General features: G+C 40.1%; 20 protein-coding genes. 19 read left to right on the top strand and 1 reads right to left on the bottom strand.

The window, feature by feature from the left end; translation table 11 throughout:
- Positions 1 to 97 precede the first annotated feature (97 nt).
- From NQZ71_RS15175 to spoVM, 16 genes are all read left to right on the top strand, one after another.
- Positions 98 to 2,776: a calcium-translocating P-type ATPase, SERCA-type gene (locus NQZ71_RS15175; protein ID WP_260054242.1), complete on the top strand. Its 2,679-nt coding sequence runs from the start codon at positions 98 to 100 to the stop codon at positions 2,774 to 2,776.
- Between the two features lie 143 nt (positions 2,777 to 2,919).
- Positions 2,920 to 3,795 (top strand): YicC/YloC family endoribonuclease, encoded by an 876-nt coding sequence (locus tag NQZ71_RS15170; RefSeq protein ID WP_144452382.1) that lies wholly within the window; start codon positions 2,920 to 2,922, stop codon positions 3,793 to 3,795.
- A gap of 59 nt (positions 3,796 to 3,854) precedes the next feature.
- Positions 3,855 to 4,118, top strand: a complete 264-nt coding sequence (remA, locus tag NQZ71_RS15165) for an extracellular matrix/biofilm regulator RemA (protein WP_101576563.1) — start codon at positions 3,855 to 3,857, stop codon at positions 4,116 to 4,118.
- Positions 4,119 to 4,127: 9 nt separating this feature from the next.
- Entirely contained in the window at positions 4,128 to 4,742 is a 615-nt protein-coding gene (gene gmk / locus NQZ71_RS15160) for a guanylate kinase (RefSeq protein WP_144452383.1), read from the top strand.
- 2 nt (positions 4,743 to 4,744) lie between these two features.
- Positions 4,745 to 4,957, top strand: a complete 213-nt coding sequence (gene rpoZ, locus NQZ71_RS15155; protein ID WP_144452384.1) for a DNA-directed RNA polymerase subunit omega — start codon at positions 4,745 to 4,747, stop codon at positions 4,955 to 4,957.
- A gap of 189 nt (positions 4,958 to 5,146) precedes the next feature.
- Positions 5,147 to 6,352 (top strand): bifunctional phosphopantothenoylcysteine decarboxylase/phosphopantothenate--cysteine ligase CoaBC, encoded by a 1,206-nt coding sequence (gene coaBC / locus NQZ71_RS15150; protein ID WP_144452385.1) that lies wholly within the window; start codon positions 5,147 to 5,149, stop codon positions 6,350 to 6,352.
- The gene (gene priA / locus NQZ71_RS15145; RefSeq protein WP_317010929.1) at positions 6,349 to 8,763 is read left to right on the top strand and encodes a primosomal protein N'; all 2,415 of its coding nucleotides are present in this window, start codon (positions 6,349 to 6,351) and stop codon (positions 8,761 to 8,763) included. The genes coaBC and priA overlap by 4 nt, the downstream gene beginning before the upstream one ends.
- 92 nt (positions 8,764 to 8,855) lie before the next feature.
- Entirely contained in the window at positions 8,856 to 9,338 is a 483-nt protein-coding gene (def, locus tag NQZ71_RS15140; RefSeq protein WP_275004922.1) for a peptide deformylase, read from the top strand.
- Positions 9,338 to 10,294: a methionyl-tRNA formyltransferase gene (fmt, locus tag NQZ71_RS15135; protein WP_317010928.1), complete on the top strand. Its 957-nt coding sequence runs from the start codon at positions 9,338 to 9,340 to the stop codon at positions 10,292 to 10,294. Before def ends, fmt begins: the two co-directional genes overlap by 1 nt.
- Positions 10,284 to 11,636 carry a 16S rRNA (cytosine(967)-C(5))-methyltransferase RsmB gene (gene rsmB, locus NQZ71_RS15130; RefSeq protein ID WP_260054245.1) on the top strand — a complete coding sequence of 451 codons (1,353 nt, stop codon included), beginning with the start codon at positions 10,284 to 10,286 and terminating at the stop codon, positions 11,634 to 11,636. Before fmt ends, rsmB begins: the two co-directional genes overlap by 11 nt.
- A complete protein-coding gene (rlmN, locus tag NQZ71_RS15125) occupies positions 11,637 to 12,728 on the top strand; it encodes a dual-specificity RNA methyltransferase RlmN (RefSeq protein WP_260054246.1) in 1,092 nt (363 codons plus the stop codon).
- A gap of 6 nt (positions 12,729 to 12,734) precedes the next feature.
- Positions 12,735 to 13,493: a Stp1/IreP family PP2C-type Ser/Thr phosphatase gene (locus NQZ71_RS15120; protein ID WP_127734681.1), complete on the top strand. Its 759-nt coding sequence runs from the start codon at positions 12,735 to 12,737 to the stop codon at positions 13,491 to 13,493.
- Positions 13,490 to 15,490, top strand: coding sequence for a Stk1 family PASTA domain-containing Ser/Thr kinase (gene pknB, locus NQZ71_RS15115; RefSeq protein WP_275004928.1), 2,001 nt, complete (start codon positions 13,490 to 13,492; stop codon positions 15,488 to 15,490). Before NQZ71_RS15120 ends, pknB begins: the two co-directional genes overlap by 4 nt.
- Positions 15,491 to 15,505: 15 nt before the next feature.
- On the top strand, positions 15,506 to 16,390 hold the full coding sequence (gene rsgA / locus NQZ71_RS15110; RefSeq protein ID WP_275004930.1) for a ribosome small subunit-dependent GTPase A: 885 nt from the start codon (positions 15,506 to 15,508) through the stop codon (positions 16,388 to 16,390).
- A gap of 72 nt (positions 16,391 to 16,462) precedes the next feature.
- Positions 16,463 to 17,110, top strand: a complete 648-nt coding sequence (locus tag NQZ71_RS15105) for a thiamine diphosphokinase (protein WP_144452394.1) — start codon at positions 16,463 to 16,465, stop codon at positions 17,108 to 17,110.
- Between the two features lie 102 nt (positions 17,111 to 17,212).
- The gene (gene spoVM, locus NQZ71_RS15100) at positions 17,213 to 17,293 is read left to right on the top strand and encodes a stage V sporulation protein SpoVM (RefSeq protein ID WP_032088878.1); all 81 of its coding nucleotides are present in this window, start codon (positions 17,213 to 17,215) and stop codon (positions 17,291 to 17,293) included.
- 152 nt (positions 17,294 to 17,445) lie between these two features.
- Here spoVM and rpmB read toward each other — a convergent pair whose 3' ends face one another.
- On the bottom strand, positions 17,446 to 17,634 hold the full coding sequence (gene rpmB, locus NQZ71_RS15095) for a 50S ribosomal protein L28 (RefSeq protein ID WP_007087786.1): 189 nt from the start codon (positions 17,632 to 17,634) through the stop codon (positions 17,446 to 17,448).
- A 436-nt stretch (positions 17,635 to 18,070) separates the two neighbouring features.
- On the opposite strand from rpmB, the gene NQZ71_RS15090 reads away from it, so the two are divergent.
- The 3 genes from NQZ71_RS15090 to sdaAB all read left to right on the top strand — a co-directional run bounded on the left by NQZ71_RS15090 (position 18,071) and on the right by sdaAB (position 20,987).
- The gene (locus NQZ71_RS15090; RefSeq protein WP_127734673.1) at positions 18,071 to 18,433 is read left to right on the top strand and encodes an Asp23/Gls24 family envelope stress response protein; all 363 of its coding nucleotides are present in this window, start codon (positions 18,071 to 18,073) and stop codon (positions 18,431 to 18,433) included.
- A gap of 15 nt (positions 18,434 to 18,448) precedes the next feature.
- Positions 18,449 to 20,128, top strand: a complete 1,680-nt coding sequence (locus tag NQZ71_RS15085; RefSeq protein ID WP_317010926.1) for a DAK2 domain-containing protein — start codon at positions 18,449 to 18,451, stop codon at positions 20,126 to 20,128.
- 196 nt (positions 20,129 to 20,324) lie between these two features.
- Positions 20,325 to 20,987, top strand: a complete 663-nt coding sequence (sdaAB, locus tag NQZ71_RS15080; RefSeq protein ID WP_144452396.1) for an L-serine ammonia-lyase, iron-sulfur-dependent subunit beta — start codon at positions 20,325 to 20,327, stop codon at positions 20,985 to 20,987.
- Positions 20,988 to 20,999 lie beyond the last annotated feature (12 nt).

Raw genomic sequence — 20,999 nt, 5'->3', positions numbered from 1 at the left:
TGTGGGACAACTATGCTGTAGCTGTTCTGCGACTATAATTCTTCGCCTTTTTAAGTGGCGAGCCTGATTTTTTAAAAAAGGGGGAAGTGAGGGCCGGATGAACTATCATGAAATGAATGAGAGGCAAGTGGAAGAAGCATTGAATACTGATTTTTCGGCTGGATTGTCTGATGAAGATGTCGGCAAGCGCGTAAAGCAATTCGGATTAAACGAATTGGAGGAAGGAGAAAAGCAAAGTGCTTTGCTCCTGTTCTTTAACCAATTTAAGGATTTTATGGTTTTGGTGCTTTTGGCGGCAACGTTGATTTCAGGGTTATTAGGCGAATATATCGATGCGATTGCGATTATTGCAATCATCATTCTTAATAGTTTTCTTGGGTTTTACCAGGAGAGAAGAGCGGAAAAATCACTTTCCGCATTGAAGGAGCTTTCACAGCCGCAGGTTCAAGTCCTTCGTAACGGTACATGGGAGAAGGTCTTGTCAAAAGAGCTTGTACCAGGTGATGTTATCAAGTTTTCAAGCGGTGACAGAATCGGTGCGGATGTCCGGATTATTGAATCACGGAGCTTAGAGGTAGAAGAGTCAGCATTAACAGGTGAATCTGTTCCTGTTCAAAAAATGACAGAGTCCATTAATAATCCAAATTTGACATTGGGCGATATGGAGAACATGGGCTTTATGGGTACGATGGTTTCCAGAGGCAGCGGGATGGGTGTTGTCATTGCTACAGGAATGAAAACTGCCATGGGTCAAATTGCCGACCTTCTGCAAAATGCAGAATCACAAATCACCCCGCTACAGCGCAGGCTGGAGCAGCTCGGAAAAATCCTGATTGTGACAGCATTGGCCTTGACCGTTCTTGTTGTAGGTATCGGGGTGCTTCAAGGTAATGATCTGTACACAATGGTGCTTGCAGGGGTGTCATTGGCTGTCGCAGCCATTCCAGAAGGACTTCCAGCAATTGTGACAATTGCATTGAGCCTTGGCGTACAGAAAATGATCCGCAAAAATGCCGTTGTCCGTAAGCTTCCAGCAGTAGAAACACTTGGCTGTGCATCTGTAATCTGCTCTGATAAAACAGGTACATTAACACAAAACAAGATGACAGTCACAAAGGTGTGGAGCAGTGGACGAACATGGTCAGTAGACGGTACAGGCTATGAGCCGCAAGGGAAATATTATGAAAATGAGCAAGCTATTGATCCTAAAAACGAAAAAGTGTTGCAACAGCTCCTTACATTTGGCATGCTGTGTAATCATGCAGAAATTGAACAGAAATCAGGTGAATATGTTTTAAATGGTGATCCAACAGAGGGTGCGATGATTGTTGCCGGGATGAAGGCCGGGTATACAAGAAGCAAATTGTTGAGCCAATTTGAAATAGTAAATGAATTTCCGTTTGATTCGACTAGAAAAATGATGAGTGTCATCGTTAAGGATACTACAGGCAGGCAGTTTGTTGTCACAAAGGGTGCGCCAGATGTTTTGATTGGGCAAAGTAAAACAATCTTAATGGGGAATAGAGCAGAGAATATCGGCAGCAGAGAAAAGAGTACAGTACAAGCTGCCATCGATGGACTTGCATCCCAAGCATTAAGAACGATTGCGATTGCTTATAAAGAAATTTCTGCAAATACAATCATCTTGCATGAAAAGGAAGCAGAAAGCGAGCTTGTGTTCATCGGACTGCAAGGTATCATTGATCCTCCACGTCCAGAAGTGAAACAAGCTGTTAGAGAGTGTAAGGAAGCTGGTATTAAGACAGTTATGATTACAGGCGACCATGTTATAACTGCAAATGCAATCGCCAAGCAGCTTGGCATTGCTAATAGTCAGTCAAAAGTTCTTGAAGGTAAAGAGCTTGCAAATATGAGTGTGCAAGAATTAGAAGATGTCGTTGATCATGTTTCTGTTTTTGCAAGGGTATCGCCAGAGCATAAGCTTAAAATTGTTCAAGCCTTCCAAAACAGAGGACATATTGTCGCGATGACAGGTGATGGTGTCAATGACGCACCAGCAATTAAAACAGCAGATATAGGAATTGCAATGGGGATTACTGGTACAGATGTTGCCAAAGAAGCTTCTTCTCTTGTATTAATGGATGACAACTTCGCTTCCATTAAATCAGCAATTATAGAAGGAAGAAATATTTATGAAAACATCCGTAAGTTCATCAGGTATCTGCTCGCATCTAATGTCGGGGAAATTCTCGTTATGCTATTTGCGATGATTTTGGCGCTGCCATTGCCATTAGTTCCTATCCAAATACTTTGGGTCAATTTAGTGACAGATGGACTGCCAGCGATGGCTCTAGGTCTTGATAGACCGGAAGATAATGTGATGAAGCGTGATCCGCGCAGTCCGAATGAAGGTGTATTTGCAAGAGGTCTGGGCTGGAAGGTCATTTCAAGAGGAATATTGATTGGGCTTTCGACCATTGCTGCCTTTATGCTGGCATATAATGATAATCCAGATAATCTTGCATATGCGCAAACCGTAGCCTTTGCCACACTAGTACTAGCGCAGCTCATCCATGTATTTGACTGCCGCAGTGAAAAATCAATATTGTCCCGCAATCCATTTGGAAACATGTATTTGGTTTGGGCTGTACTGTCCTCCCTGTTGTTAGTGCTTGTTGTTATTTATGTACCAGGACTGCAAGGCATTTTCCATACTGTTGCCATTCAACCGAAGGATTGGCTGATGATATTAGGATTAGCTTCTGTTCCAACTTTTTTACTAGCAGGATCATTTTTGTTAAGTAAATCAAAATAAAATATGTTATAATCCAAAAGGTACTAGAGATAACTCTATGCCTTTTGTTTTTTTATGCAGATATCTCTAAAATGAGCAACGGATTACATGGCAGCTGTACTAATTATGAAACTAATTGCCAATTAAATTGGATGTGTTAATATATGGTGAAAAGCATGACAGGCTATGGGGCAGGTTCACGAAAGGGTAATGGTATTTCCGTTAGCGCTGAAATGAAGACAGTCAATCATCGGTTTTGTGAACAGATTGTTCGAATGCCTAAGCAATATTTGACACTGGAAGATGCAGTGAAAAAGTTAATCTCGCAATATATACATAGAGGCAGGGCAGAGGTGTTCATTACGATTGATGGCGAAAAAGCCAAAAATCAAAAGATGGTGGTTGACTGGCAATTGCTTGATGAGTATTATCGGGTGCTTGAGGAAATGAGAGCGAGGTTCACAATTAAGGAACCAGTATCGGTAAGTGAGCTATTGCAAAACAAAGATTGCTTTCAACTACTGGATGATCCTGTGAATGTGGAAGAAATGGAGTCGATGCTTCTGGGAGCTGTTAAGGATGCAGCAATCCAGCTTGCAGTAATGAGAGAAGCAGAGGGACGGGAATTAAAGACAAATATTCTTGCACTCCTGCAGAGCGTTCATCAAGTTACAGACAAGTTAAAACGTCTTGCTCCAAAGGTGGCAGAGTCTTATCGGGAAAGACTAAAAGCAAAGCTCGATAGCTACACTTCAGGACTCGTTGATGAAAGCAGGTTGTTGACAGAGGTGGCGATTTTCGCCGAAAAAGCCGATATTAATGAAGAATTGGTGCGCTTGTATAGCCATATCCACCAATTTGCTTCTATAATAGAAGAATCTGAACCTGTTGGCAGAAGACTTGATTTTCTTTTGCAGGAGATGAACAGGGAAGTAAATACCATTGGTTCAAAAGGCAATGCAGCAGAAATAGCTTCGGCCGTAGTCGACCTGAAAAGCTCCTTGGAAAAAATGAAGGAGCAAGTTCAAAACATTGAATAAGGAATGTTTAGATTAAGTCTAACTCGTCAAAAATAATACAATATGATTGGGGTAGAGTAATGTCCATCAAGCTAATTAATATTGGTTTCGGTAATATTGTTTCTGCAAACCGGATCATTTCGATTGTCAGTCCTGAATCAGCTCCAATTAAACGCATTATTCAAGATGCTAGAGATCGAGGCTCACTTATTGATGCAACTTATGGTCGGAGAACAAGGGCTGTAATTGTAATGGATAGCGACCATGTTATCCTTTCAGCTGTTCAGCCTGAAACGGTTGCACATCGATTAAATGACCGTGATGAAATTTTGGATGAAGGGTAGGAGAAAGTTTTGGTAGATAAAGGACTTTTAATTGTTTTGTCAGGACCTTCTGGTGTAGGTAAAGGAACGGTCCGTAAGGAGATATTTTCTCAAGAGAATACTTCTTTTGAATATTCTATTTCCATGACAACAAGACTTCCCCGTACTGGTGAAGTAGATGGTACTGATTATTTCTTCAAGACAAGAGAAGAATTTGAAGGATTAATTGAGCAGGGGAAACTGCTAGAATACGCAGAGTTTGTTGGCAACTATTATGGTACGCCAGTCGATTATGTGAGAGAAACTACAAATAATGGAAAAGATGTTTTCTTAGAAATAGAAGTGGAAGGCGCTAGGCAAGTAAGGGAAAAATTCCCTGATGGCCTGTTTATATTCTTAAGCCCGCCAAGCTTGTCTGAATTGAAAAACCGCATTGTGACAAGAGGCACAGAAACGGAAGAAATCATCAATAACCGTATGAATGTGGCAAGAGAAGAAATTGAAATGATGCATTTATATGACTATGTTGTCGAAAACGATACGGTTGAAAATGCATGCGAAAAAATCAAAGCAATCATTGTTGCAGAGCATTGCAGAAGAGAAAGAGTAGAGCCAAAATATAAAAAAATGCTGGAGGCTAATTAAACATGTTAAATCCATCTATTGATTCATTGTTGACTAAAATTGATTCCAAATATTCTTTAGTGTCTGTTGCGGCAAAAAGAGCAAGAAAGCTTCAGTTAAATGAAAAGCTTCAATTGGATAAGTATATCTCCCATAAAAACGTAGGAAAAGCATTAGAGGAAATCAATCAAGATCAGCTGACATACCGTGTAAACGATCCAGCGGATAATGAGTAATATTTACTTGAAGGCTTAATTGGTTCACATATAAGAGTGAATATTTACAAGAGAAAAGACTGGATCTCATCAGATCGGTCTTTTTTCATGGAGTGAATAGGCTTTAATAAACTTAAGTTTCTCAAGGTGAAAAATCTTTTATTTTCTTGCATAATAAGAGTACTAAAGAGAGAAAGAAGTGGATGCAAATTGTTAGAAGGGAAAAAGATTCTTTTATGTGTGACAGGTGGAATTGCTGTTTATAAGATGTGTGCATTAACTAGCAAGCTGACCCAAAAAGGCGCTGATGTTAAAGTTATTATGTCTGAATCGGCCATGCAATTTGTGTCCCCGCTCACATTTAAGGCGCTGTCGAAGAACGAAGTATATACAGATACTTTCGATGAAAAGGATCCAAAAGTAATTGCACATATTGACCTTGCAGACTGGGCTGATTTAATTTTGGTTGGACCGGCAACAGCCAATATTATTGGGAAATTGGCGAACGGCATCGCTGATAATATGATTTCAACTACTTTGCTTGCGGCAACCTCTGATGTCTGGATTGCTCCAGCCATGAATGTGCATATGTATGACCACCCAGCTGTTCAAAAAAACATATCGGTACTGTATGATTACGGGTACCGCTTCATTAATCCGGGAGAAGGCTATTTAGCATGCGGCTATGTTGGGAAAGGCAGATTAGAAGAGCCTGAAAAAATCATCGAGCATATGGAAGCTCATTTCAAAGGAGAAAAGAAGCTGCTCGAAGGGAAAACAGTATTAGTGACAGCAGGACCGACAAGAGAGAAGATAGATCCTGTCCGCTTTGTATCCAATCATTCTACAGGGAAAATGGGATATAGTGTTGCAAAGCAAGCAGCCAAAATGGGAGCGAGAGTTATTCTTGTTACAGGACCTACCCATTTGACGCCACCGAAAGAAGCGGAAGTATTCCGTGTGGAAAGTGCTGAGCAAATGTATGAAAAGGTTATGCAATATAGCAGTGCTGCCGATATTATTGTAAAAACAGCAGCTGTGAGCGACTATAAGCCAGTCTTGACACATGAGCATAAAGTGAAAAAGACGGATGGAGCAGAAACAATTACATTTACTCGAACAAAAGATATTCTGATGGAATTAGGCAAGCAAAAGACAAAGCAAATTCTGGTTGGTTTTGCTGCTGAAACAAAAGATATTGATAAATATGCGCAAGACAAGCTAAAACGTAAAAATGCCGATATGATTGTTGCTAACAATATCAGTGCTGCGGGAGCTGGGTTTGGCACAGATACAAATATTGTGACAATCTTTAAACGCGATGGCAAAAAAGTAGAGCTACCTCTTATGACGAAGGATGAAGTAGCAGAAAAAATTCTTGAGCAGGCTTATTTATTGAAGGAAGATCAGGTATGAGTATTGCAAAGGTAATTGTGGACGTACCTGCAAAGCAAACTGACAGGCCATTCGACTACTTGATACCAGAGCATTTAGAAGAAGTCATTCAACCGGGTATGCGCGTTATTGTCCCATTTGGACCGCGGAAGGTGCAAGGCTTTGTAGAATCTGTCGAGGAAACGTCTTCTTTTAAATCATTAAAAAAAGTCATTGAACCGATGGATGTTGTACCTGTATTAAATGAAGAGCTGCTATTACTTGGAGATTGGCTTTCCAAAACGACATTATGCTATAAAATCTCCGCCTATCAAGCAATGCTGCCGCCTGCATTAAAGGCGAAATATGAAAGAAAGCTTAAACTTGTGAGCGAGAATGCTAATTTTATGCTGCCAGATGGGCTGGAGCAGCTCTTTGCTAGTGAGTCATCTGTACTTTGGGAAGAGGCGATTAAGTTTGCTTCCATCCATGCCATTCAAAAGCTGGTGAAAGAGGGTATAGCAGAGGTTCATTATGAAGTTCAATCAAAAGGAAAAAAGAAAACAACAAAGCATATTATCCCACTTATGAGTGCAGAGGAACTGCTGATTTATGCTGAGTCTTTGACAAAACAAGCGAGTAAGCAAAAACAAGTGATTGAATTTTTTATCCATAACAGGGAACCGATTGAACAAAGGCAATTGCTTGAAAGATTGAGTATTTCAAGCTCTGCCGTTAAGGGGCTTGTAGAACGGCAGGTTCTTGCTGAAAAAAATCTTGAGATATACCGTGATCCATATGAACAGAGACAGTTTGCCAAAACAGAACCGCTCCCATTGACAGGGGAACAGTCAACTGCAATTGCTCCGATTCATGCATCCATTAGAAATGATAAGCACGAAGTTTTTCTATTATACGGCGTAACAGGCAGTGGTAAAACAGAGGTGTACCTGCAGTCCATTCAAAACGTGCTGGAAAAAGGGGAAGAAGCAATTGTCTTAGTTCCGGAAATTGCGTTAACTCCCCAAATGGTAAATAGGTTTAAAGGTCGCTTTGGAGATCAGGTAGCTGTCCTGCACAGTGGTTTGTCTGTCGGAGAAAAGTATGACGAATGGAGAAAAATTCAACGCAAAGAAGTGAAGGTAGTAGTTGGTGCCAGATCTGCTGTATTTGCTCCATTTGAAAATCTTGGAATCATCATTATTGATGAGGAGCATGAGATGACATATAAACAAGAAGAAAATCCAAGATATCATGCAAGAGAAGCGGCAATTGAAAGAGGAAAGATTCACAATTGTCCGGTTGTCCTTGGAAGTGCAACACCTGCACTTGAAAGCTTTGCAAGGGCACAAAAGGGAGTTTATACCTTATTGTCCCTTCCAAGCAGAATGAATAACAGACCATTGCCGGAAGTGGAAATTGTGGATATGAGAGAAGAGCTTAAAGAAGGAAATCGCTCCATGTTCTCAAGAGTTCTCCTTGAAAAACTGAAGGATCGTATGGAGAAGCAAGAGCAAACGGTATTATTCTTGAATAAACGCGGACATTCTTCTTTTGTTATGTGTCGTGATTGTGGTTATGTGGTAAAATGTCCTCATTGTGACATTAGTCTGACATACCATCGTTATACTAATCAAATGAAATGCCATTATTGCGGATATGAGGACCAGACACCGCTTCAGTGTCCAGAGTGTAATAGTGAGCATATCCGCTATTTCGGTACAGGAACGCAAAAGGTGGAGGAAGAGCTTACTAAAGTTATCCCTGAAGCAAAAGTTATTCGCATGGATGTCGATACGACTAGCCGCAAGGGCTCACACGAAAAGCTCCTTAAAGAGTTTCAAGACGGAAACGCCGACATATTGCTAGGCACACAAATGATTGCAAAAGGGTTGGACTTCCCTAGAATCACGCTAGTTGGTGTGCTTTCAGCAGATACAATGCTTCATTTGCCGGATTTTCGGTCATCTGAAAAAACATTCCAGCTGTTAACACAAGTCAGCGGACGGGCTGGCAGGCATGAATTGGCTGGAGAGGTAATTTTTCAGACCTACACGCCAGAGCATTACAGCATTGAATTAGCGAGTCTGCAGGATTACGACCGTTTTTATCAAAGTGAGATGATGATAAGAAGAAACCACTCCTATCCTCCTTACTATTATATAACTCTCATAACCGTCAGCCATGAGGAGCTGATGAAGACAGTTGCTGTCACAGAGCAAATCACAAAGGTTGTAAGGCATAAGCTTTCTCCGAAAACGGTGGTTTTAGGACCAGTTGCTTCCCCTATTTCCAGAATAAAAAATAGATATCGGTACCAGTGTCTGATAAAATACAAACAGGAACCAAACTTAAAAGAAGTATTAAAGTCAATTTTAGACCATTATCAAGGTGAAATTAGTTCAAATGGTTTACAAATTTCGATAGATGTTAATCCTTATATACTAATGTAGCTTGCGTTACACCATTAAAAACCTTCTTTAAAGAGGAAGTTTATATAAATAATATATACTAGTTATTGTTAACAATGTTTGGAGGAAATGCAGTGTCTGTAAGAAAAATTGTACTGTCGCCAGATCCGGTTTTAGAACAACCATGCGAAGAAGTGACAGTTTTTGACAAGAAATTAGCGAAATTATTAGATGATATGTATGAGACAATGATAGAATTTGACGGGGTTGGGCTTGCAGCACCACAAATCGGTATTAGCAAACGTATTGCGGTTGTTGATATTGATGATGGATCTGGGACAATTGAGCTTATTAATCCTGTTTTATTATCGAATGCGGGAGAGCAGACAGGCCCAGAAGGCTGCTTGAGTTTTCCAGGACTTTTCGGGGAAGTAAGCAGACCATATACAGTTAAAGTCCAAGCTCAAAACCGCAGAGGAAAAATGTTTACAATCGAAGCAGAGGATTTTATGGCAAGAGCAATCCTTCACGAGATGGATCATTTGGACGGGGTTTTGTTTACATCAAAAGTAACTCGTTATTTAGAAGAAGACGAACTTGAAGAGGTGGAGAGCTAATGACGAAAATAGTATTTATGGGTACGCCTGATTTTTCTGTTCCAGTCTTGCAGCGAATATTAGAGGATGGCTATGAAGTTCTTGCCGTTGTGACACAGCCGGACCGCCCTGTTGGCAGAAAAAAGGTGCTCACACCTCCACCTGTTAAAGTAGAAGCATTAAAGCACGGTATTCCAGTGTATCAGCCAGAGAAAATACGCCAATCAGAAGAATTGGGGCAAATTATTGCCTTGCAGCCAGATTTAATCGTAACTGCTGCATTCGGTCAAATCCTGCCAAAGGAACTTCTAGATGCACCAAGGCTTGGCTGTATAAATGTTCATGCCTCCCTGTTGCCTGAACTAAGAGGCGGTGCACCAATTCATTACAGCATCATTCAAGGAAAAGAAAAAACAGGTATTACAATCATGTATATGGCGGAAAAGCTTGATGCAGGAGATATTCTGACAGTTGCTGAGGTAGTAATAGAGGAAGAGGATACTGTTGGTACATTGCATGATAAGTTGAGCGAAGTAGGTAGTGAGCTTCTGTCGCAAACATTGCCGAAGCTGATTGCTGGTGAGTTAACACCAATCCCTCAGGTTGATGAGGAGGCTACTTTTGCACCGAATATAAAAAGATCAGACGAAAAAATTGACTGGTCGGCATCAGGTGAGCAAATTTATAACCAAATTCGCGGGATGAATCCATGGCCAGTAGCCTTTACAGAATACGAAAGCAAACCGATGAAAGTATGGAAAGTATTAAAGGTGAACAGACAAGCTGAAGCAGCTCCAGGTACAATAATTAGCGTGGAGGAGGACGGCCCAGTTGTTGCAACGGGCAGCGGTTCATTCATTAAGATTACCGAGCTTCAGCCTGCAGGTAAGAAAAAAATGACAGCTGATGTTTTCCTTAGGGGAGCAGGTTCAAAAATGGCTGTTAATGATATATTAGGAGTTGCGAATGAAAACTAAGAAGCAAAACGTCCGGGAAGCAGCGCTTGAAATTTTAGAGAGCATTAACAGCAACCAGGCATACAGTAATCTGCTGTTAAACAGCAGCATTAAGAAAAATGAAATTCCCAAAAAGGATATCGGCCTTCTGACAGAAATCGTTTATGGCACACTGCAGCGCAAAATGACATTGGACTTCTATTTAGATGGTTTCCTGACTAATAGGAAAAAAATCGAAAGCTGGGTCATTTCACTGTTGCAAATGACACTTTATCAACTCGTTTTTTTAGATCGGATTCCAGACCATGCTGCTATCAATGAGGCTGTTGAAATTGCCAAAAGGCGTGGCCATAAAGGGATAGCCGGCCTTGTTAATGGTGTATTACGCAACATTCAGCGGAATAAACTGCCTTCATTTGAAAGTATTAAAGATCCAGCAGAAAGACTGTCCGTTGAAATGAGCCATCCACTATGGCTTGTGAAGCGTTGGATTGACCAGCTTGGTTTTGATGAAACAAAAAAAATGTGTGAAATCAATTTAACCGCCCCAGTACAAACAGCGAGGGTCAATACAACAAGAACTACTGTTGCAGAATGTTTACAAAGATTAGAGCAGGAAGGCTACCAGGTTGCAGCAAGTGATATTATTCCTGAAGGCATTCAGGGCTTAAAAGGAAATCTTGCTAATTCTGATTCTTTCAAAGAAGGCTTATTGACAATACAAGATGAGAGCTCGATGATTGTTGCATATGCCCTGCATGTTGACGGTAATGAAACAGTCTTGGATGCATGTGCTGCACCAGGAGGGAAATCAACGCATATCGCCGAAAAATTAAATAATGGTGGCAATGTGTTATCCGTTGATTTGCATGAGCATAAAGTGAAGCTCATCCAGCAAAATGCGCAAAGGCTACAGCTTGATAATATCAACACAAAAGCGATGGATAGTCGTCGTCTTCCAGAAGTGTTAGAGCATGAATCCTTCGATCGAATCCTGCTTGATGCTCCTTGCTCTGGGTTTGGGGTTATGAGAAGGAAGCCTGATATTAAGTATGCGAAGAAGGAAGAGGATGTCAGTCGTCTTCATACAATACAGCTCCAGCTTCTTGAATCATTATCTCCTTTGTTGAAAAAAGGCGGAACGTTCGTTTACAGCACATGTACGGTTGATGTAAAGGAAAATGAAGCCGTAATAGAACAATTTTTGAATTCTAATGATCAGTTTGAAAAAGATACAACTTTAGTGGAGCGATTGCCTGCTTCTGTACAGAAGTATGCAAACGGGCATGAGCTTCAGGTGTTACCACAATATTTTGGCTCTGACGGCTTTTATATTGCGGCATTAAGAAAGAAGGTGCAATAAATGGAACAAGTTAAATCAACTAGAAGAAAACAAGAAGCAGAACCAACAATCCCATCAATCTACTCTTTGCAATTGGATGAGTTAAAAGATTGGTTAAAAGATAACAATGAAAAAGTGTTTAGAGCAGAACAGATTTTTGAATGGCTATACAAAAAAAGGGTAACAACTTTTGAGGATATGTCCAATTTGTCTAAAAATCTCCGCACGCTATTGGAAGAAAATTTCACAATCACAACATTAAAAACGATCATCGAACAAACATCAAATGATGGGACAATTAAGTTCCTTTTTGAACTTCACGATGGATATTCGATTGAAACGGTTTTAATGAGACATGATTATGGCAATTCTGTATGTGTAACGACACAAGTTGGCTGCCGTATCGGCTGTACTTTCTGTGCTTCTACCCTAGGTGGACTAAAAAGAAACTTAGAAGCAGGAGAAATTGTGGCACAGGTCGTAAAAGTACAACAAGCACTTGATAAATTGGATGAGCGTGTAAGCTCTGTTGTAATTATGGGAATTGGTGAGCCGTTTGATAATTTCAACAGCATGCTTAGCTTCTTGAAAATCATTAATCATGATAAGGCGCTTAACATTGGAGCTAGACATATTACGGTTTCAACGAGCGGTATTATTCCTAAAATTTACGAATTCGCTGACCAAAACATGCAAATAAACTTTGCCGTATCTCTACATGCACCAAACACAGAGATAAGAAGCAGACTTATGCCGATTAACCGTGCATATAAGCTTCCTGAACTGATGGATGCCATTCGCTATTACATCAACAAAACAGGACGAAGAGTAAGTTTTGAATATGGTTTATTCGGAAATGTCAATGATCAGGTAGAACATGCGGAGGAATTGGCTAAACTTGTAAAAGGGGTAAAATGCCACGTAAACCTAATACCTGTTAACTATGTTCCAGAACGCGATTATGTACGTACACCTAGAGATCAAATCTTCCTATTTGAAAAGACGTTAAAAGACCGCGGTGTAAATGTAACAATCCGCAGAGAACAAGGTTCTGACATTGATGCTGCTTGCGGCCAGCTTCGCGCGAAGGAGAGACAAGAAGAGACGAGGTGATAACTTTTGAGTCAAATTTTCATGACAGATAAAGGGAAAGTCAGACAGCATAATGAAGATAGTGGAGCAATTTGTTTTAATAAAGCCGGACAGCGCCTTGCCATCGTAGCAGATGGTATGGGCGGCCACCGTGCCGGTGATGTTGCAAGCCGTCTTACTGTTGAGAAACTTGCCGAATTTTGGGAGAGTGCTGAAAATATAACGACAGCAGATGCAGCTGAAAGCTGGTTAAAATCCAATATCCTTGAAGTAAACAGGATTGTTTTGCGTCATGCCCAAGAAAACCCTGAATGTGAAGGAATGGGAACAACCATTATTGCTGTTATAAGTACAGACAGTTTTTCAACGATTGCTCATGTCGGTGACAGTCGCTGTTATCTTTATAATGAGGACGGCTTTAAACAACTGACAGAGGACCACTCACTTGTAAATGAACTAGTGAGAATGGGGCAAATCACAAAAGAGGATGCAGAGCATCATCCGCGGAAAAATGTTGTATTGCGTGCACTTGGTACAGAGGAACAGCTTAATATCGACTTGATTACAATCGTATTTGAGCAAGGAGATGTCATTCTTATTTGTTCTGACGGCTTATCCAATAAAGTGGGAGATGGAGAACTGGAAGAGGTTCTTCAGGCACCTGAAACATTGGAAAGAAAAGCAAGCTATTTGATTGAAACAGCGAACAAGAATGGCGGCGAAGATAATATAACAGTTATAATCTTAGAATTTTTTGACGGTGATAAAGCAGGTGAAGCAAAATGATGATAGGCAGAAGGATAAGTGGTCGCTATAAGATTATGGATATGATCGGCGGCGGGGGAATGGCCAATGTTTATCTTGCCCATGATATGATTCTCGACCGGGATGTTGCGGTTAAGATGCTGCGCCTAGATTTTGTCAATGATGAAGAATTTATCCGTCGTTTCCACAGGGAGGCACATTCTGCGACAAGTCTGGCTCACCCTAATATCGTCAATATTTATGATGTTGGTGAAGAGGGAGACATCTATTATATTGTCATGGAATATGTGGCAGGAGACACCTTAAAACAATACATACAAAAACATTCTCCTGTAAAGATTGAAACTGCCATCGATATCATGAGACAGTTGACATCCGGTATTTCTCATGCCCATCAAAACAATATTGTCCACAGGGACATTAAGCCCCATAATATATTAATTGATAACCATGGTCATGTTAAAATCACAGATTTTGGCATTGCGATGGCCTTAAGTGCCACAAGTATCACCCAGACCAATTCTGTTCTTGGCTCGGTGCATTATTTATCACCAGAACAGGCGCGAGGCGGAATGGCAAATAAAAAATCGGACATATATTCGCTTGGAATAGTCATGTTCGAGCTACTGACAGGAAGGCTGCCATTTTCAGGAGAGTCGGCAGTATCGATTGCCTTGAAGCATCTCCAATCTGAAACGCCGAGTGTCAAAAGGTGGAATGACGATGTTCCACAAAGTGTTGAAAACATCGTTTTAAAAGCAACTGCCAAGGATCCTTTTCACCGTTATAGCAGCATGGAGGAAATGGAAGAGGAATTACGAACAGCATTGGAGCCAGAACGGTTAAATGAGCCGAAATTTCATGTTCCAATAGACGATGAAGCAACAAAGGCAATCCCGATAATAACCGATGACAGTACTTACCCTAATCTTGATGAAACAATTGTGCATGCAAAAGCAAAGGAAGAAAAGCAAGTTAAAGATGAGCCGAAAGAGAAAGTAGGCAAAGACAAAAAACAAAAAAAGCCGAAAAAGAAAGGCAAAAAGCTGACAATTGCTTTAGTTTCAACCTTTTTAATCTTAGTTATTCTCGCAATACTTTCCGTGACCGTTTTTCCGGCGATGTACATTCCTGATGAAGTAGCTGTTCCTGATGTGACTGGTTCAACAACAGAAGAAGCAATTTCTGAGCTTGAGGCAGCAGGCTTTAAAATCGGGGAAACAAAGACAATGAATGATGAAGATGTTGATGCAGGCACTATCATTCGTACAGCGCCAAAAGCCGGAAACAATGCAAAAAAAGGTGCATCCATTACTTTATATGAAAGCTTAGGGAAAGAAAAATACGAGCTAGATGATTATGTTGGGAAGGCATATGAAGATGTCGTGAACCTACTCGAAAAGCAAGGATTTAAAAACATCAGCAAAGTAGAGGAATTTGATGAAACACAGGAATCAGGAACAATCCTTAAACAGAATTTTGACCAAGGAGATGAAGTTGTTCCTGAAGACGCTGAATTAGAATTTACAATCAGTAAAGGTGCTCAGCTTATTAAGCTAACGGATCTTGCTGGTTATACAAAAAAAGAAGTCAATGATTATATTGATGAACAAGACTTATCTGTAACCTTTACGGAAGAATACAGTGATATTGTTGATGAAGGAAAAGTTATCTCCCAGTCGCCAAGCGCGAGTACAAATGTACGAGTTGGCGCACAGGTTTCTGTTGTGCTTTCAAAGGGTAAGGAAGAAGTGCCACCTAAAGAAGTGACACTAGAACTCACTATTCCATTTGAACCAACTGAAATGACGGAAGACGGGCAGCCGAAAGCTCAAGAAGTGAAAATATATATTGGTGATTTGGAAAATAATATGACAGAGCCAATTGAGACCCTCTCTATCACTGAAACAACGAAGAAGACAATTACACTGAAAATCCCTGAAGGGGAAAAAGGATATTATCGTGTGCTGCGTGATCAAAGTGTCATCATTGATGAAGAAGTGCCATATCCAGGTTAAGGAGCGTTATAATCTATGCCAGAAGGCAAAATCATTAAAGCATTAAGCGGTTTTTATTATGTGATAAGCGATGGAGAAATCACACAGTGCCGGGGCAGGGGTGTTTTCCGTAAGAATAAAATCACCCCCCTTGTCGGTGACGAAGTGGTATTTCAGGCAGAGAACGAAACAGATGGTTATATTTTGGAGGTTAAGGAGCGCAAAAATGAACTTATCAGGCCTCCAATTGCCAATGTAGACCAGGCAATACTTGTGTTTTCCAGTGTAGAGCCGGATTTCAGCACGGCATTATTAGACAGGTTTCTGACATTGGTTGAATTCAATCGTATTGATCCAATCATCTGTATCACAAAGATGGATTTAACAAATGATGAGAAGGCAAACAGAATGAGAGAATTTGCAGATTATTATGAGCAAATTGGCTATAAGGTTGTCCTTACATCATCAGAAACAGAGCAAGGCATTGAAACACTCCTCCCAGTACTAAATGGAAAAATATCGGTTTTTGCTGGCCAGTCCGGTGTTGGTAAGTCATCGCTTTTAAATGCCATCCGTCCTGACTTAAGCTTGAAAACAGATGAAATTTCATCCCATTTGGGAAGAGGTAAGCATACAACCCGCCATGTGGAGCTTATATCAGTTGGAGATGCTCTTGTGGCAGATACGCCGGGTTTTAGCTCCTTAGAGTTTGAGGATGAAATGGAACTCGAGGATTTGAATTATTGCTTCCCTGAGATCGAAAAGGCGAGCCAGGATTGCAAGTTCAGAGGCTGTTTGCATCTATCTGAGCCGAAATGTGCTGTTAAGGCAAAGGTGGAGGCGCAAGAAATACAAGAATACCGTTATGAGCATTATAAGGATTTCCTTCAGGAGATTAAAGACAGGAAGCCTAAATATTAATCAGGTTAATAAAGAGCTTGGAAGCAATTCCAATGCTCTTTTTTTGATAAGAAAAAAGGAGAGGACAATAGCATGATTTTCAATATAATGGCGGCAGGGCCAACAGCATATATTCCATCATTAGATAAGTTTCTGCAAGAAGACAGTAAATGGATAGGTGTCGACAGAGGAGCACTGTACTTAATGAAGCGTAATATTCCAATTTTGGCTTCCTTTGGTGACTTCGATTCTGTGAATGATACGGAAAGAGAACAGATTAACAGCTATTCAGACGAAGTGAAGCTTTTTAAACCAGAAAAGGATGAAACAGATATGGAGCTCGCCATCAATTGGGCGATTAGTAAAGGTGTGGAAAAGATAAGAGTTTTTGGAGCAACAGGCGGAAGAATGGATCATACCTTTGCAAACCTGCAGCTGTTGCTTAAATATGTGACAGAAAGTCCTCAAGTGAATGTGGAAATTATAGATGAAAAAAACACGGTGACAATTGCCAAGGCCGGCAGTTATAAATTGAAGAAGGAAGAAGCTATGCCATATGTTTCCTTTTTTCCATACGGAGCAAAAATTATTGGTCTAACATTAAAGGGCTTTAAATATCCTTTAATTGATAGGGATCTCCCTGTCAGCAGTACATTGTGCATTAGCAATGAAATTATTGAGGAATATGGTACTTTTTCATTCGTGAGCGGCATATTAATGGTGATAAGGAGTCATGATTAATGATGGAAAAAATAAGTACTCATTTGGTTTTTTTGAATAGCATATGTAATGAGTTTAGAGAGATTGAGGTTTTTTGCTAATGTTGAAGGAGGGACGGTATTCATGAGATTTTATACCATTAAATTGCCTAAGTTTTTAGGCGGGCTTGTCCGTGCAATGTTAGGAACATTCAAAAAAGAATAGACATTTTAGGTTTATTCCTTTTTTTGTACAGACAACCTTCCAAGGCTTGTCTGTACAAAACTTGGCCGACTTCATTAAATTTTGACAAAAATAAAAAAGGACAGCAATTTGTCCTTTTTTATTTTTTGGAAGTTAAACTTCCAAAATTCGCATTATACGCGTTCAACTTTACCAGATCTAAGAGCTCTAGCAGATACCCAAACACGTTTAGGTTTGCCGTCTACTAAAATACGAACCTTTTGAAGGTTTGCTCCCCAAGTACGCTTGTTAGCATTCATCGCATGGGAACGAGCATTACCTGTAGTTGTTTTCTTTCCAGTTACAACACATTTACGTGGCATGTATATTTCCCTCCTTATAACCAAAACTCATCAATAACGAGCTTTAAATTCATAGATAGTATTAATCTTGAGAAATATCCTAAATAGTCCTCACAAAGATACTTTAATAATTTATCACACTACGCTCATGATTGCAATAGCTGTAATGGAAGCTTTCAAGAAAATTTCCTTGACATCATGTTTAATTTCCAATTTTTTCTTGAAAATCACTTATGAAGCGCCGTGTATATTATGTGAATCTAGTGAAACAATATAAAAATGTATTAAGGCGGAGTAGTGTAAATTTAAGAATAAAACGTAATCAGTATTGCATAAAACAGAAGCTGGGGAGCAATTAACGCTAATAAATAAAAGGTTTTCAACAATAGCTTTCAAAAAGTAGAAGGTTATAGTAAAATGTGATTAGTCAAGGAGCAATTCCAAAGGGGGAACACTCATGTCCATTGAACTAAAAACAAATTTCGGACAAATTGATATTTCAACAGAAGTGATTGCAACAATCGCAGGTGGAGCTGCAATTGATTGTTATGGCATCGTTGGAATGGCGTCTAAAAATCAAATAAAAGATGGATTAACAGATATCTTGCGTAAAGAAAATTTCACTCGCGGAGTAATGGTTCGAAAAGTAGATGACGAAGTGCATATTGATATGTATATAATTGTAAGTTACGGAACGAAAATTTCCGAGGTTGCGCACAATGTTCAATCCAAAGTGAAGTATACACTCAATAAAACAGTTGGACTTGCCGTTGACTCGGTTAATATTTACGTTCAGGGAGTTCGTGTCACGAACCCGTAGTGAGGAGGAAATTCAGTGTCAATTACAGTTTTAGAAGGAAAGCGATTTGCCGAAATGGTAATCCAAGGAGCAAACCATTTATCCTCTAATGCTAATTATGTAGATGCGTTAAATGTATTCCCGGTCCCGGATGGAGATACTGGAACAAATATGAATTTGTCCATGACATCTGGTGCGAAGGAAGTTCAAAATAATATTCAGTTACATATCGGAAAAGTAGGGGTTTCCCTTTCAAAGGGATTGCTAATGGGAGCAAGAGGGAATTCTGGAGTTATCTTGTCCCAGTTGTTCCGCGGTTTTTCTAAATCAATTGAACAAAAGGATAGCATTACTGCACAAGAGTTCGCCAATGCCCTTCAGTTTGGTGTAGAAACTGCTTATAAAGCAGTGATGAAGCCTGTGGAAGGTACGATTTTGACTGTGGCAAAAGATGCGGCAAAAAAAGCAGTCCAATCAGCAGAGAATAACACTGATATCACTGTAGTAATGGCAGATGTCGTAAAAGAAGCGAAAGCATCCTTAAACAGAACGCCGGATTTGCTTCCTGTTTTGAAGGAAGTGGGAGTTGTTGACAGCGGCGGTCAAGGGCTTGTATTTGTATATGAAGGTTTCTTATCTGTGCTGACTGGAGAAGCGCTGCCAGAGACAACACAGCAAACAGTAACAATGAATGATCTTGTTAATGCAGAGCACCATAAAAATGTTCACGGGTTTATGAATACAGAGGATATTGAGTTTGGCTACTGTACAGAATTTATGGTTCGTCTTGAGGAAGATAAGCTTGGAGGCAAGCCGTTTTCTGAGGAACAATTCAGACAGGACCTAAGTCAATATGGCGATTCTTTGCTTGTAATCGCAGATGATGAGGTTGTAAAAATACATATACACTCCAATCAGCCTGGAGAAGTGCTGACATTTGGGCAAAATTATGGAAACCTTATCAAGATGAAAATTGAGAATATGCGTGAACAACACAGCAGTTTGATTGAAGGCTCAAAAGAATCGTTTGATGCGCCGATCCCAGCAACTGAAGAGCAAAAGGAGTACGGTATCGTTACAGTTTCCATGGGAAGCGGGATCGCTGACATGTTCCGCAGCATCGGTGCGCATAGTGTCATCGAAGGCGGACAAACGATGAATCCGAGCACAGAGGATATTGTGAATGCTGTTAATAAGGTAAATGCAAAAAAGGTGTTTATCTTGCCTAACAACAAAAACATTATCATGGCTGCAGAGCAAGCTGCTCAAGTATTAGATGCAGAAGTTGCTGTTATTCCGTCTAAAACAGTTCCGCAAGGCATGTCTGCGCTGCTTGCCTTCAATCCATCAGGTGACTTGGAGACAAACAAAAAAGGCATGATCGCTGCATTGGAGCATGTTAAAACAGGACAAATAACATACGCAGTCAGAGACACAAGCATTGACGGTCTCCAAATAGAAACAGGCGACTTCATGGGCATAGCTGATGGTAAGATTGTTGCTAAAAGCAAGGAGAAAGTCCAATCTGCTAAAGAATTGCTCGGTAAAATGATTGATGAAGATACCGAAATATTGACAATTATCAAAGGGGAAGAAGCACTAGAAGAAGAGCTAGAAGCAATTGTCTCCTTTGTGGAAGAAAATTATGAAGACGTGGAAGTAGAAGTGCATGACGGCAAACAGCCGCTTTATTCCTTTATTTTCTCTGTTGAATAAATAAAAAAAACCACTGTCACAGGCAGTGGTTTTCTTCTATTTAATGGTAACACTTAAAAAAGTTGAAAATATCAGCGGATAAGCATAAGCTATGTTATTATATTAAAAGAATTTAGCTTTTTTTACGCTTTTTATAATATAGATTACGTTAGTTAGATTTGTAGGAAAGAGTCGTTTTTAAGGGAGAGTTATTTATATGAAATATAAAAGCGTTTTTGATATAATCGGGCCAGTTATGATTGGTCCATCGAGTTCACATACAGCAGGTGCTGCACGAATTGGAAGGGTTGCACGAAGCCTGTTTGAAAGGCAGCCTAAATGGGTCGATATCCATCTGTACGGATCTTTTGCCGAAACATATAAAGGGCATGGAACAGATGTAGCTATTATCGGAGGAATCCTTGATTTTGACACATTTGATGAGAGAATCAAAACATCCCTTGAATTGGCTGAGCAAAGAGGCATAAAGGTAGTGTTCCATGTGGAGGAAGCGATTCCTGAACACCCGAACACAGCTAAAGTTCGCGTTGGTGATGAGGATGGCGAACTAGAGCTTGTCGGCATCTCAATCGGCGGCGGAAAAATCGAAATCACCGAACTTAACGGATTTCAGCTCAAGCTTTCAGGACATCATCCAGCGATTCTTGTTGTCCATAATGACCGTTTTGGTGCTATTGCGAAAGTGTCCAATGTACTTGCCAAATATGAAATTAATATCGGTCATATGGAAGTAAGCAGAAAAGAAAAAGGAAAACTCGCGCTTATGACAATTGAGGTCGATCAGAATATAGAAGAAAAAATATTAAAAGAAATCGAAGCCCTTGACGGAATGGAGAAGGTTACGAGAATTGTTGATTAAAGTTAGGGGGAA

Source organism: Niallia taxi, from assembly GCF_032818155.1.
Classification (GTDB): domain Bacteria; phylum Bacillota; class Bacilli; order Bacillales; family Cytobacillaceae; genus Niallia; species Niallia taxi_A.
The sequence above is the reverse complement of the archived record's forward strand: the minus strand, read 5'-3'. Positions and strand labels throughout refer to the sequence as shown.